Below are 13,961 nucleotides of genomic sequence, written 5' to 3' on the forward strand. Positions count from 1 at the left end.
GACACACCCACGCCAGTCCCAGGCCGGTGAGAGCGCCCACCAGCCCCACCAGCGCGCCCTCCGCCAGCGCCGGCAAGCCCAGGCGCCACAGGGGGGCTCCCAGCGCGGAGCGCACCGCTCCGTCGTGACTCCGCGCCAGGGCGCGCAGCAGCATCAGGCTGGCGAGGTTGATCGCCGCGATCACCAGCACGCACGCGGCCGCCCCCAGGAACAGCCACAGCGTGTCTCCGGAGCGGCGCGAGAACACGCTCGTCGCGAGCGGCAGCGCCGACGGCGGATTCTTCCGCAGATACTCCTGCTGACGCTCCGTCGCGCCCCCGCTGTCTTCCAGCATGGCGCTCAGCACGACGCGCGTCTCCGCGGCCGCGCCCGCGACCGTGGCGTCCGGCTTGATCCTCGCCACCACGATCTGGTTCGTGGAGAGGTCGCGACTGACCGGGTCCGGCTGGAGTGACTGGATGAGGTCGAAGCGATCCGGCCAACGGAACGCTTCGGGGAGTACGCCGACGACCTGGACGGCCCGGCCTTCAATCTGCAGACTCCGGCCCACGACCGACGCATCCGCGCCGAAGCGCGTGCGCCAGAATTCGTGGCCGAGGATCACCGCCTCTGGCCCGTTGGGCCGATCCTCTTCGCTGTTGAAGTTGCGCCCGACCGCGAGTGGCAGCCCCAACGTCTCGACGAAGCCGCGATCTGCCCGCAGCGCGGTCACCACTTCGGCCTGGTCGCCAAACGCGATGTTCGTATTGGTCGTCCAGCCCATCATGATTCCGGCCGACTCCACGCTTCGCATCGCATTGAGCCGCGGGTAGTACCGCGGCGCGGCGATGTTCTGGTTCTGCTCGACGATGATGCCGAGCGTGACCAGCCGATCCGGATTCGGGAACGGCAACGGCTTCAGCAGCGCCTGATGCAGCAGCGAGAACGCGATGGTGACCGTGGCGACGCCCAGCGCCAGCGTCGCGACCGCGAGGACAAGATAACCGGGGCGGCGCAGCAATCCGCGCCAGGACTGACGCGCCTCTTCGAGCATGACGCCGATCGAGTTCATAGGGCCGTCATCGTAGCCGAAGGGGGTCGCTGCCACTCACTGGAGTGACGCCGGAAATCGGGCCATCGGCGGCGCAATCGGTGCGCTCCAGACACTGCTCGAGGTGGGCGAGGTAGAGGCGCCGGATGCGCGCCACCTCGGAGTCGTCGTGCGCCTTCACCGCCGCGCGCAGCACCTCGGCCATGCTGCGTCGCCCCAGCTCGACCGAGGAGAGCCGGTCGAACTCGGCCAGCGGCGCACCCCCGCTGAGCTTCTGCCGCACGGCCTCCGGGCTGGACTTGATTCGCTTGCCGAACACCTCCGCCCACCCCGCCGAGACGGCATAGTCCGGCAGGTTGCTCTGGTCGATGAAGTCGAAGCTGACTGAGATGGACGTGTCCAGCGTCTGCACATGGTGGGCCCAGCGCGTGCCGACGAAGAGCACCTGGCCCACCTCCAGGTCGCCGCTCCATTTGACCGCCTCGCGCCACGTCGGGAAGTCAGCCTCGTCCGGCTGTTCGGGGTCCATGTAGCCAACGTCGGGATTGTAGACGTGGCGGAGATCGTCCGGCGAATACAGCGTCGCCCGCTTGCGGCCCTTGAGCTGCGCGATCAGCGCGATGGTCCCGTTGTTGTCGATGTGCAGCGGCGTCAGCGCCCCGGGCAGGCTGACCAGCAGCCAGAAGTGGTTGAACAGGGAGTAGTAGTAGGGAAGCGCGTGGTTCCAGGGCACCAGCGGCGCCGGGACCAGCGGACTGACCTCGGCGAAGACCGGGTCGTCGGCCTTGTGGACGATCCTCAGCGTGCCGCAATACAACGGCAGGTTCTGGGCGAGAAACTGCTCGTAGTCGCCCTCCATCCAGCGCCCGGCGTAGATTTCCCGCGCTCGCTCGGGATGGCGGATGTAGTCCAGGTAGCGGCTGAACTCAGTCTCGACGCTGACCAGGCTCGACTTGCGATTGGTGATGAAGTTCGGCGCTTTGGCGAAGGCGCTGAGCTGCCCGAAGCGGGACTCGAGGTAATCCAGGCGCTGCCAGGCTTCGTAACCCGGCCAGGCCTGGATGTAGTCCTCGACGATCCACGGGTTGTCATGGAGCAACCTCGGGTTGCTCTCCGCCATGCGGCGGAACTCCTCGCTGGACACCACCGGTATCTGCTGGGTCTGCATGGCTCAGCTCATTCTGAAGGAGGAAACGGGGCGAGGTGGGGCGCGACCGCGGCGAGCATCCTCGCGGCGAGCGCGCTGGTGGTGTCCCGATGGTCGAGAAGAGGATTGACCTCCATGACGTCGAGGCCCACGACGCGACGCCGGGACGCGATGAGGCTGGCCATCTGCTCAATCAACTCCCCGCTCACCCCACCCGGCACCGGATGGCCGGTCCCCGGCGCCAGGCGCGGATCGATCGCATCGACGTCGACCGAGATGTAGACCGGCTCGCCTTCGGGCAACGGCTCCAGCACGCTCTCCAGCGGCGCGCTTCGTGCGGCGTTCGCCGACATCACGGTCATCTTGTTGGAGCGGGCGCTCTCGTCGAAATAGGTGATGCCGCGGTGGCCGATCTGCAGAATCCGGCCGACGTGGCCCAAGCCCGCGATCCGCCGCAGGACCTGCTTGTGGTCGTGCCAACGGCCGCCTGACCAGGCGCAGAAGTCGGTATGCGCGTCGAACCAGACGATGTTGAGCGTTGGATGACGCCGCAGCGCGGCGACCGCCGCGTACGAGATGGAGTGGTCGCCGCCGAGCACGATCGGGATCGCGTCGCCCTCGACGATGCGCTCAATCTCATGCTGCGCGCTGACCAGGACCTCGGCCCAGTCGTGGCCATGCACGCCCTCCACGTCGCCTCGGTCGACGCCGGCGACCTCCAGCCGGAAACTCTGACTGGCGCGCCGGATCGCCTCTGGACCGAAGCGCGCGCCGGAGGCGCCGCCGTTCCCGCAGTCGCTCGGGACGCCGATCACCTCGATGCGGGCGCGCGGCGAACCTTCCTCTGCGCGCGGCCAGCCGAACAGCGATTGGGACGTGTCGTCGCCGGAGCTCGTCGTCGCCTCATTCCGCCATTCCATTATCGATCTTTCGCCGCGCTCATGGCGGTCAAGAGCACATGCAGGGCCGTCATCGAGGTGACGCCCCAGCAGCGCGCCATCGGGGTGCAGCCGACCAGGTCCATGCCAACAATCTGGCATTGGGCGCCAATCTGGCCAAGCAGCCGGTGCAGCTCGGTGTATTCGAAATGAGCGCTCGGCGCGACGCCGTCGTCGCGCCCTCCCGGCGGCGCCAGCGCGCGAATGTCCATGCTCACATACACCCGTGGACAGTCCGCCAGACAGCGGGCCAGCGCCTCCTCGCCCCCCGCTTCTCGCAGCTCCGGAGCGGAGAGGACGGCGAGGCCCGCCAGGTCGGGGGCCGCCGAGCCGACGGCGCCCAGATGCACATAGCGCGTCACGCCGGGAAGGCTCAGCGCGTGCGCCGGCAAGGTGACCGGTGAAACAAATGAGGGATGGACGGCGCCACGACTGCGCGCGTCGGCCGCGATCCGGATGACCGCAATCGATTGCCGCCCCTGCAGACAGCGAATGGCCGGATAGGTGATGGCCGCGTCGCCACCGAGCAGCACGGGCAGGCTGCCGGCGCCCGTCACCTTGCCCAACACCTCTTCGACGCGGGCGAACAATGCCGCCTGTTCCTCCCCGCGCGCCACGAACACGTCGCCGCAATCGGAGATCGTCGCTCCGCGCAGGATCGGGCGCCGACGGTCGCTGTCGTACCAGCCCAGCGGCTTGCCGTCATGGCGGTCCACGCCGTAGAGGATCTGCAGCGACGACTCCCGGAGCGCGGCGGGCGCTTCGCGGGCGCCGGCGGCCGAGCGGTCGCTGAGATCGTAGGCAACGCCGAGCACGACGAAGTCCGAACGCGAGGGCTCCAGCTTCTGCGCGGGCGCGTCGAAGATCCGCACGGGCGCGTCCGTGAGCAGCCTGCGGTTTGTCGCGATCGCGGTCGCGTCCTCGCGGACCAGGAACCCCTTCGCGCGCAGGCTCTCGAGCGCGGCGCCCGCCTTGGCGCCGTACCGCCCGTCGCCGAGGACGACGCTCACGCTGCGGGGCGTCTCGAACTCGAGGAGGAGCCTGTGCAACGCGATAGGGATGCGGATCCGCGTGCCATCCAACTGCAGATAGATGGTAGCGAACCTGGCGTCGAGCGCTTCGACCTGCATCGCGGGCGAGACGACCAGCCGCTCGTCGTGCGCGCCGCCAGCCGCCTCACCCGGAATCGTCGGAGACAGAGCGTCCGCCATCACATCGCTCCAGGCGCTGCCATCTTGAGCGCTGACGGCGCGTCTTCCTCGAGCGCCGCCAGCAACTCACGCCGGACCCGCGCCGACTTCTCCGACTGCGGTGCGGCCAGCGCGCTGCGCAGGACACAGATCATCAGCTCGCGACCGAGCTCCGGGTGGCTGGCGTCCGTCAGCGCGTCATGCATGCGGCGGTCCGGGATCCGGGTGCGAATCATCTCCGCGTTCTTCTTCGCGAACCGACCCAGCTCATCTCTCCAGTCGACCGACTTCGCGTACGCGCGCAGGTTGAGGTCGTTGATGAAGTCGAAGCTGACGGTGGTCGAGTCCGACAACGTCACGACGTGATGCGCCCAGTTCGGTCCCCAGATGAGCAGCTCGCCGGGATTGAGCAACGCGGTCCACGGACGGGCTTCGCGCCAGGTCGGGAACTCGTCGTCGTTGGGATTCAGGGGATCCAGATAGCCGACGTCGGGGTTGTAGAAGTGGCGCTTGTCCTCGGCGCTGTAGAGGATCGCCCGCTTCTGTCCCCGCAGCTGCGCCAGGTAGGCGATGACCGCGTTGTTGTCCTGGTGCAGCGGCGTGAGCGCGCCCGTCAGGCTCACGTACAGCCAGACGTGGTTGCCCGACTGGTAGTAGTACGGAATCTCGTTGTTGAAGTGCGCCAGCGGCTCCGGGAGGATCGGATCGAGCTGCGAGAAGACCTCCTCCTTGGAGTGGCGAACCAGCCGGAGGTTTCCGCAGTACAGGGGCAGGCCGAGCTCACGCAGCAACTCCGCGCTGCCCTTCGACCATTTCCCGTCGAAGAGCGCGTCGATGCGCTCCGGCGCCTTGACGTACTCCAGGTAGGTGCCGAAGTCGGTCATGACCTGACACATCTTCGCCTGCTTGTGCGTCACGAACTGCGGCGCGCCGGCCGTCACGGGCAGGTGACCGAACGTCTCGCTGAGCGCGTCCAGGTCCCCCCACCGCTTGCTGGCGAGCCACTTCTCAGTGAAGCCCCGGACCACGCAGGGCTGCCGGGTGAGCACGTCCGGCGATTTCTCCACCAGTTGGCGGAACCCTTCGAGGTCATAGGCAGGAATTGGTGTGGCTTCCATTCGACGGTTCCTCGTGCCTGACACGGATGATGGGAAGTGAAGCTAGCTCGCGAGCTGAAAACCCCAGTGGTCCGCGGCGTCGCGAATGAGCTCCGCGGCGATCGCGCTCGTCGACGCCTGGACGTCAAGGACGGGGTTGACCTCGACCATGTCGAGCCCTGCGAGCCTGCGGCTGCGCACCAGCGCCCTCAGTATCCGGCGCAGGTGCAGCGGGTGCAGGCCGTCCGGCACCGGGGCGCCGGTACCGGGCGCGTGGAGCGGGTCGACGGCGTCGATGTCGATGGAGACGTAACACGGCAGGTCCTCCGGGACGAGCGCCAGAAGCTCTACGTCGGTCAGGCCACGCGCGCGCGACGACGTGACGACGACGGCGCCGTCGCCCAGCGAGCGCTCATCACCCACCGTGATTCCCCGGTAGCCGATCTGCACGATTCTGCGCACGCCATGCAGCTTGGACAGCCTGCGCAGCACCTGCTTGTGGTCGTGGAACGCCGCTCCCTGCCATGGGCTGAAGTCCGTGTGCGCGTCGATCCAGACCAGGCACAGGTCCCCGGCGGACTGCAGCACCGAGACGGGCGCGTAGCTGATGGAGTGGTCGCCGCCGAGGAACAAGGGGCGCAGGCCCCGCTCCACAATCTCCTTCGTCGTCTCCGCCAACCGCTCCAGGTAGCGCGCGAGATTCGCCGGCCCTTCAACGTCACCCCAATCGCAGCCCGGGACACGGGGGGGCGTCAGGAGCCGGCTCGCCTCGCGAATCGCCGCAGGTCCCTTCGCCGCGCCGCGAGCAATCGGGTTGCCGAGGTTCGTCGGCGCTCCCACGACGCAGAGCATCCCCGGCTCGGTCGGCGCGAGGTTCCGGTCCGGCCAACCGAAGAGCGACGCTCGCGGGCCAGCTCCGCTCATCGCTTGGCCCCATCATGCCCTCGGGAGGCATCCATCGCGGTCAGCGCGAGATCGCAGGCGACCGCGGCGGACAGGTGCGCGAACCCTGACCGCGTGTCCAGGCCAACGAGGTCGATGCCCACGAGCCGGTGCCTCCGGCCCAGCGCGGTGATGATGCTCCTGAGCTCGGACTGGGACAGCCCGGCCGAGGCGCCGTGTTCATCCGTCCGCAGGTACTCCGGCTTCGTGACCCCGAGGTCGATTGAAAGATGGACGGCGGCCTTCCCGCCCCAGTCACACGCCAACGTGTCCAAGGGTGCTCGGCGAAGCGTCGGCACGTCGTACAGCATCACGCGGTCGCCCAGGCTCGCGGAGGATGTCGTCGGCGCGCCCAGGCTCACGAAACGCTCGATCCCCTCGAGTTGCAGGAGACGGGCCGCGACTTCGTCTGTTCCGAAGACTTCGGACGCCGACGCAGGAGCCGTCACCGGCTCGGCGGAGAGCTGGACGACGGTCAGCGGACCGCGGCGACGCAGCGCCGCGGCAACGGCGTACGTCACCGAGCTGTCCCCGCCGAGGACGACCGGCACCGCTCCCTCGCCAAGCTCTTCGAGGGCCGAGGAGATCCTTCCAAACAGCTCGGACTGGTCCTCTCCGTATTCGACGTAGACGTCGCCGGCGTCCGCCAGCGTGGCGCCCCGCAGGATCCAGGTCTCCCGGTTCGCGTCGAACCAGCCGTTTGGCCGGCCGTCGGTGATGCGCATCCGGTAGAGATAGTCGAGCGACTTCTGCCGGATCGCCGTCGGCGCCCCACGGCAGTCGACGGTGCCCGCCAGATCGTAGGGCACGCCCAGCACCACGAAGTCGCTGGCCGCGGTGTAGGCCGGCGCGTTGCAGAACCGGTAGGGCACCGTCGTGCGCAGGCGGAGCGCGCGGTCCGCGCGAGGAGCGTCGGCGTCGAGGAGGAGCTGCTTCTCCAGCAGCTTCCCGACCTGCGCGCGAGCGCCAGCCATGGCTCCGGGCGAAACGACCTCATCCAATCTGCGCGGCTTCGCGAACGCCTTCAGGAACTGGTAGGCGGCAGTGGACAACTTCATGCGCGCCGCCGTGGCCGTGTTGGCGACCGTGACGTGGGTTTCGTCCTGGCTCTCCAGGATCCAATCGTCAGACAGCACCAGCCGGAGCGCGGACGGGTCGCCCCGCTCCGCGGATGAAACAGACGCGTCGACTGGGAAATCCGGGTTGCGCATGCTCGCCCTCGCCCAGGCCGCTCAAGCCCCGCTGTGCCGGACCTGGGCCCGGAACGCCCTGAGCTTGCCGAGCAGACTGAAGGTGCGTGTCACCAGACTCCACAGCGTGACGGCCGCGCCCGCGAGCATCAACGAGCGCCAGAAAACCTCCAGGAACGCCTTGAGGAGCTCGATCAACGGCGCTCCCTCTCCAGCCGCCTGGACAAAGGCACGCAACAACGCGGGATACTCCTTGGCGATGCTCAGAATCACGAACTGGAAGATCACCTTCAGGATGTAGCCCAGGAACAGCGTGCCCAAGGCCGTATAGATCCCAAGCACCCACTTCGCCTTGGGGGTCAGGTCGATCTTCGGCCCCGACTCCTTGACGCCGAAGAGCTTTCCTCCCAGGTGTTGCAGCCACAGCATCTGCTGCTTGCGCAGGTTCACGATGCCGAAGAAGTCGCTCATCAGCCAATAGCCGTCCATGCGGAGGAACGGGTTGAAGGTCGTCGCGATCGAGAGATCGATGATGACAAAGGCGACGAGGAAGACGATGTCTCCGGTCCGCAGGAACAGCGCCAGGGTCAAGAGCAGGAAGATCGACTCGAAGTAGACCCCGCCGATATCGACGACCGCGCGCTGCCGGCGTGGAAGCTTCCAGGCGTCTGATACGTTCGTCCAGAGGACCGTATAGATGATGTAGACGCCCCACCCGATGGTCATCCGCCGGCAGCCGTAATAGGAGGCGGCGCTGGCATGCCCGAACTCGTGACAGAGGGTTCCCAGAGTGGAGAGCAGCATCACGGCCAGGACGCCGGTGGCGTCGAGCTGGCTGAGGTCGACGCGCTGAGCCGTGAGCAACACGCCATATACGTAGGCGTGCGAGAGAACAGCCAGAATCAAGCCGAGCACCAGCGCCGGGGTCTTGAACATGAAACCCAGCCGCCGCGCTATCGGTTCGACGACGCTCGGCGGGATGATGGGAAGCTTGATGAACAGGAACGCGCGCTTGGGCTGCGAGCTGACGCCCGCACGCGAGGCGTCCTGGTCCGCGTGGATGAGAATGCCCTTGGGGAGCAGGGACTTCTCGACCAGGCGTCGGAGCCAATCCCGCTCGAAGTTCCCCTGCCCGCGCTGCAGAAACGCGTCAATGGCTTCGTCGATGGTGCGGACGCCGTCGAACTCCCGCACCAGGTCCATGTAGGCCACGGGCAGCGCGAAGCGCACCGCGTCGTTACCGTCCGGGACGGCGCACATCACCATCGGCTTCGACGCATCCGAGTCAAAATCGGAGACCTCGATGAGGGGATTGGCCAACGGCCGGGCGGGTTGCGTCATGGTCCGAGCTTCCTGAACTCGCCTTCCAGGCAGACCTTTCGGGCGCTTCGAGCGATCTGCGACCGGATCGGGCCCAAGCCCGATCCGGCCTAGAGACTATCGGCAGGCGCCGAAAGTCGTACTGCTTACTCCACCGAGCGCTCGACCTGGGAGTCGCAGCGGCCGTTGCAGCGGCCGGCCAGCTCCAGGCGGTCCTCAAGCTCGATGATCTCGAACTCGTCAACCAGCAGGCTCTCGTTCTTCTCAACCGTCACGGCGCTCTTGTCGTTGTTCATTTGATGTTCCTCTGGGGAGATGCACTGTCTTTTTTACTGCATTACCAATCCCCGTGCATCGGAGGGTGGCAACCCCTGTTCGCCGGTGAGACAAGGCACGGCAAGCCGCGCTCCGGCCAGATTCAAATCGTGTTCAGCGCGTTGCTTCCGCGCTCCCGTGACACCGAACGGCGTCCCGCGACGCGAGCTGGCATATCAAGCTCCACATCCGCGAGCGTTCGTCGCTCGGGTGCCGATCAAGCCACTGCAGGTCCACGCCTTGGCTTTCGTCCGCGAGGCGCGTCGCCAAGTCTACACTGGCGAACGGAAACTTGTAGCAGCGCCCGGTCATGGCGTCGGTCCAGACAATGTCGTTATCACCCGGGAGCTCGATGATGCGCCGCGTGTCCATCGCCACCCAACCGCCTGTCCTCAGGTGCTCGGTCAGGCTCCGTTCGATCTCCTCGACCGGATGCTTGGTGGAGGGAACCGGGAGCCGCCACTGGTGGAACAAGTCGCCGCCGCACCACTCGTCGGCATACGCGTTCAGCGCTTCGCCCAGGAACGTGTAGGCGCTCTGCACTGCTTCCTCTACGAAGCGCTCAGCGTCCGCGCCGCGCAGCGGCCCGCCTGGATCGTGGACCGGCCCCACCCTGCACACCCGCTGGCCGTCCAGGTTGTGGGCCACCATCGGGATGACCGGCGAACCGAACCGTGCCGCCATGGCGAACAACCCGTTCTTGACCCGGCACTCGCGCCCGAGCAGCGTCACCGTCGAGCGCCGTGCGTCGCCCCGCGTACCGTCACTGCCCGTGTTTCCATCGATGGTGGAGAAGACCAGCTCGCCCCTGGCGAGCCCCTTGGCCAGTCCAATCGCGCCAGCGCGCGCCTCGACGTCGACAAAGTTGAGGCGTTTCCAGAGCGCCGCGTCCGGATTGCTAGCCCGCGCGGTCCAGTAGTCATTGTACGAATCGCTCGCGAGCGGCAGGTGCGTCGCGATCCCCGCATGCGCGAAATCGGAGATGAGGTAACGCATGTGACCGAAGTGGAAAGACACGCTCACCACCCCACGGCCGCGCTCCAGCAGCGCGCGCACCTGCTCCAGGTGCGCCCCGCTGACTTGCAGCGCGTCCGGCACCGGCGTCAACTTCGGCAGGTAATGTTGGTGGTACTCCCACCCACCAAGAATCTTGCTGATCGCGGCGGCACGCGCGGCTCGTGCAATCCGGTCCTGCGGCCAATCCCGGCCGAACAGCGACAAGAGGTTGAGACGGTAGGCGCGCAGCCCGAACGGAAGGAGCTCGTCGTCGCTGAGCGACTGGACCAGGTCGAACACCTCACTCCTGCTCGCGTCGCTTCGAGCGAGCAGGTGATTGACCCGATCGAGCCTGGTCGATGAGGAGGTGGCGGCGTTCTCGGGGGCCGTTCCCTGGGTCATCGTCATGGCGCGCTCTGCTTGGCGTCGGGCAGCGTCGGCGACTCCCGCTCCTCGCTCCCGTTGAGTGACTCAGCAGGCACGGCCTCCGCGGAGACAGGAGCGCTCGTCGCGCCGTTCTGGGTGGCCTTGAAGTAGTCCACCATCTCCCGCTTGGCGGTGAAGCGGATGGTCGGACAGGGACGCTGGTTGTAGTCCATGCGGATCTGCGGACAATGCACGCCCTGGCAAGCCGGCAGATTGTGGCAGCTCTGGCAGCCGGTATCCCGCTCGAAGGCCGGCTCGGTCCACAGGGCCATCTTGTCCGTGTTCAAATCGAGCGTGCCGTCGGGCTGGATCTTCCCGACGATGTTTCGATCCTTCTTGTTGAGATCGATCGTGCACTTCATCAGGTCGCCGTGGGCGCCCACGATGAAGTTGTAGGGCCTGACCGCGTAGCACACGTCCGTCCCTACCCTGGCGCCGGGCCGCCACCCGCTGGTGACGCGCAGGCCCAACGAACGGGCCGCGGCCTTCAGCCGCATGTGCGCGGAGTGAGACTCGTCCTTGCCGCAGACGTCCAGATTGGCGTCATTGCTCCCGCCCCACCTTCCCACCGCGTGGAACGAAACGGTGAAGCGGTCGTCGCCGCTGAACTTCTCCTTGAGGGACTGCAGGAACTCTTCCAGTCCGTCGACATTCGTCTTGGCGAAGTTGACTCGAACGACGACGGAGAAGTCGTCGTCGCGCTCGCTCAGCTTCACCAGGTTGTCGTAGATCGTCTGGTACGTGCCGCCGCCGTCGCGCGCCGGCCTGTGCTGGTTGTGGTGCTCCGGCAGGCCATCCAGGGTGATCTGGAAGTCGGTGATGCCCCACGAGAGGAGGCGACCGGCCACGTCCTCCGTCAGCAGGTAGCCATTCGTGGTCATGTGGCTGGAGAACCGAATCCCCTCGCGCTTCGCTGTCTCAGCGAAGAACGGCGCCAGGTCTTCAATGGCTTCCATCCCGTACAGCGGCTCGCCCCCGAACCAGGAGACGTTGAACTCGCGCAGGGTCCGGACACGGCTCTCCACGAGCTTCTTGATGCTCGCGCGCACATCGGGACGCATCGTGCCGCGCTTGAAGTCCTCGTAGCAGTACGTGCACCGGAAGTTGCAATCCTCGGAGGCCAGCAGGATCAGCTCGAGGATGTCATTGCGGTGATTCGCCTGGCCGAACGCGTACTGGACCCGACGCACCTCGTCGGCCTCCTTCGCGATCAGGAAGCCTCTCTTGGAGAGATAGCCGACGATACCGTCGCCGTTGGAGCTGAGCCCCTTCTGGCTGATCAGCTCGAGCACCGACTCGCGTTGCGCCGGGCGAAACGCGTTCAGCGACCCCGTATAGGTGTTCCACAGCAGCAGCCAACCATCGTCCGTGAGCGCCTGGACATTGAAGCGCGAAGGCTTCCAGTCCCGCTTCGCGGCGACCGGCGTGAGAGGTGCGCTCGCGGATGATTCACCGACCGAAGCACGCGGAATTCGATCGAGAGGGGACTTGAAGAGGATGTCCTTGCCCGTTGCCACGCGACCTCCTTGATACCGGACCGAATCGAGCCCCATACAGGCGAAACAGCGCGAGGCGCGACTTCAAATACATTCCCGCTTTATCTTGCTACCACGCTTAAATTTGAGTTGCAACAGGCCCACTGCTTAAAACACGGATTCCAACTTATTGGGCGCTGCGTCATGATTGCACCAGGCCTGGGTCAAAAAGGTCGCGGACGGGTGGCCCCCACGGTCCACCACCCGCACCGCTGCGGATAGGCGGCACTACCGCGTCCGGCTCTAGCATTGGGCTCTGACGTTGAATCGCTCCGCGAGCCATGGATGCGGCTTCTTCGCGCGTGGGAGCAAGCGTCGGACCAGGCGACGCATCCGCGTCCAGCGAGTCCGGTCTCGGTGCCCGCGACACCGTGGCGCCCGGTGCCAGTGTCAGATGACCTGGGAGTGGAATTCGGACAGCGTCCGCATCGCGCGGCGCAGGAGCTCAACGATGAGGGCGTCGGCCCAGCGCGTGACCTGGCTTGACGAACTCCGCGGCGCCCTCCTTCTTTCACCGCAGCGCCCTGCGCGGCCAAGCCGCCAGCGTCGGCTCGAAAATGTCAGCGCGCTGCGCTCGCCCCCCTCCGAACCAACCACACAAGCTTCGGGAATTGACGGCTTGGTGAGATCGCTCTACGAAAAGCCTCTACTCCACGCTACGCAACGATCTCAAATGTATCAACTGAGATACAGCGCATTCGGACGGAAGGCGGCCGTGCGTATAGGGGCAGCTCTCGCCAATTTCCTTCAGCGATATCCCGCCCCCTCATCTAGAGGACAGACTTCACGGAACAGGAAGCCCTGCGTCTCAGAAACAAACGGGGAACTGCTCACAGAAGCAACGAGGGCCCACCTGATAGCACTGATAGACACAGGTACAGCTCTCATCGGCACACTGGTTCTGACACCAATCCGCGCTGGCTTGAGCCTCTACCGGACGGACCGTGCCCAGCACGCCTCCGAATACAACGCCCACGACAAAGACCCACTTCTGGATTCCCTTGCGCATGACAAATCCTCTCAATGGGACTGCACGGAAAATCATAGCACAAGACTGAATCTGGAAGAGGCCACCTGTCTCCCGCCTAACCAACGCACCATGGGTTTTCGTACCCAAAGGAAAATCTGCTACGCCAGTGGAATCACAGTGTCCACGATCTTGGCGGAACACAGCACGGCGGGAAGCCCCGCTCCAGGGTGTGTCCCCGCTCCAACCATATAGAGACGGTCCACGTCTTCACTCCGGGCCTGCGCCCTGAGGAACGTCGTCTGCATCAACGTGGGCGCGAAGCTGAACGCGGCCCCACGGAATGACCGCAGCTCGTCACGGAAGTACTCCGGCGTTGCCATCCGCGACGTCACCAACTCCTCCCCCAGACCCGGCAACACGGTCCGCGACAGGCGCTCCTCCAACTCGCGTCGGAATGCATCGGCCCGTTGCTTCCACTCCGAGCCCGTCCCCAGGTGTGGCACCGGAGCCAACACGTAGAAGGCATCATGACCAGCCGGAGCCAGCGCCGCGTCCGTCGCGGTGGGCCTGTGCAGATAGAGCAACGGGTCCGCCGACGGCTGCCCAGGCCCCTCCAGCCCCGAGAACATCCCCCGGAAGTCCTTGCCGAACAGCAGCGTGTGGTGCGCGACCTCCGGGTACTGACGCCGTGTCCCGAAGTACCAGAGGAACGCGCTCATCGAGTACCGCGCCCGGTTGATGCGCTCGTCCGTCCAGTGCTTCCGGACATGCCCCGGCAGCAGGTACCGGTACGTCCACGCCGCGTCCGCGTTTGACACCACCACGTCCGCCGCCAGCCCCGAGCCGTCCCCGAGCCTCACCCCCG

12 protein-coding genes are annotated in these 13,961 nt (G+C 66.3%); all 12 read right to left on the reverse strand.

Annotation, left to right across the window (positions count from 1 at the left end):
• Nucleotides 1-1,051 (reverse strand): ABC transporter permease (locus G4D87_RS20460; RefSeq protein WP_205507659.1); only part of this gene is annotated, 1,051 nt, incomplete at its 3' end.
• 7 nt (nucleotides 1,052-1,058) lie between these two features.
• On the reverse strand, nucleotides 1,059-2,198 hold the full coding sequence (locus tag G4D87_RS20465) for a cupin-like domain-containing protein (protein ID WP_163783748.1): 1,140 nt from the start codon (nucleotides 2,196-2,198) through the stop codon (nucleotides 1,059-1,061).
• An 8-nt stretch (nucleotides 2,199-2,206) separates the two neighbouring features.
• Complete coding sequence (locus tag G4D87_RS20470; RefSeq protein ID WP_163783749.1) at nucleotides 2,207-3,097, reverse strand: arginase family protein; 891 nt, start codon at nucleotides 3,095-3,097, stop codon at nucleotides 2,207-2,209.
• On the reverse strand, nucleotides 3,097-4,326 hold the full coding sequence (locus tag G4D87_RS20475) for an arginase family protein (RefSeq protein WP_163783750.1): 1,230 nt from the start codon (nucleotides 4,324-4,326) through the stop codon (nucleotides 3,097-3,099). Before G4D87_RS20475 ends, G4D87_RS20470 begins: the two co-directional genes overlap by 1 nt.
• Nucleotides 4,326-5,423, reverse strand: coding sequence for a cupin-like domain-containing protein (locus tag G4D87_RS20480; protein WP_163783751.1), 1,098 nt, complete (start codon nucleotides 5,421-5,423; stop codon nucleotides 4,326-4,328). The genes G4D87_RS20475 and G4D87_RS20480 overlap by 1 nt, the downstream gene beginning before the upstream one ends.
• A 42-nt stretch (nucleotides 5,424-5,465) precedes the next feature.
• On the reverse strand, nucleotides 5,466-6,326 hold the full coding sequence (locus G4D87_RS20485; RefSeq protein ID WP_163783752.1) for an arginase family protein: 861 nt from the start codon (nucleotides 6,324-6,326) through the stop codon (nucleotides 5,466-5,468).
• On the reverse strand, nucleotides 6,323-7,555 hold the full coding sequence (locus G4D87_RS20490; protein WP_163783753.1) for an arginase family protein: 1,233 nt from the start codon (nucleotides 7,553-7,555) through the stop codon (nucleotides 6,323-6,325). Before G4D87_RS20490 ends, G4D87_RS20485 begins: the two co-directional genes overlap by 4 nt.
• Before the next feature lie 21 nt (nucleotides 7,556-7,576).
• The gene (locus tag G4D87_RS20495) at nucleotides 7,577-8,875 is read right to left on the reverse strand and encodes a hypothetical protein (RefSeq protein ID WP_163783754.1); all 1,299 of its coding nucleotides are present in this window, start codon (nucleotides 8,873-8,875) and stop codon (nucleotides 7,577-7,579) included.
• 125 nt (nucleotides 8,876-9,000) lie between these two features.
• Nucleotides 9,001-9,150: a hypothetical protein gene (locus tag G4D87_RS20500; protein WP_163783755.1), complete on the reverse strand. Its 150-nt coding sequence runs from the start codon at nucleotides 9,148-9,150 to the stop codon at nucleotides 9,001-9,003.
• 133 nt (nucleotides 9,151-9,283) lie between these two features.
• Nucleotides 9,284-10,573: a lysophospholipid acyltransferase family protein gene (locus tag G4D87_RS20505; RefSeq protein ID WP_163783756.1), complete on the reverse strand. Its 1,290-nt coding sequence runs from the start codon at nucleotides 10,571-10,573 to the stop codon at nucleotides 9,284-9,286.
• Nucleotides 10,570-12,108, reverse strand: a complete 1,539-nt coding sequence (locus tag G4D87_RS20510; RefSeq protein ID WP_240358438.1) for a radical SAM/SPASM domain-containing protein — start codon at nucleotides 12,106-12,108, stop codon at nucleotides 10,570-10,572. Before G4D87_RS20510 ends, G4D87_RS20505 begins: the two co-directional genes overlap by 4 nt.
• A 1,146-nt stretch (nucleotides 12,109-13,254) precedes the next feature.
• Nucleotides 13,255-13,961: phytoene desaturase family protein (crtI, locus tag G4D87_RS20515; protein WP_163783757.1), on the reverse strand; the 707-nt coding region annotated here is incomplete at its 5' end.

This window comes from Myxococcus vastator (genome assembly GCF_010894475.1).
Classification (GTDB): domain Bacteria; phylum Myxococcota; class Myxococcia; order Myxococcales; family Myxococcaceae; genus Myxococcus; species Myxococcus vastator.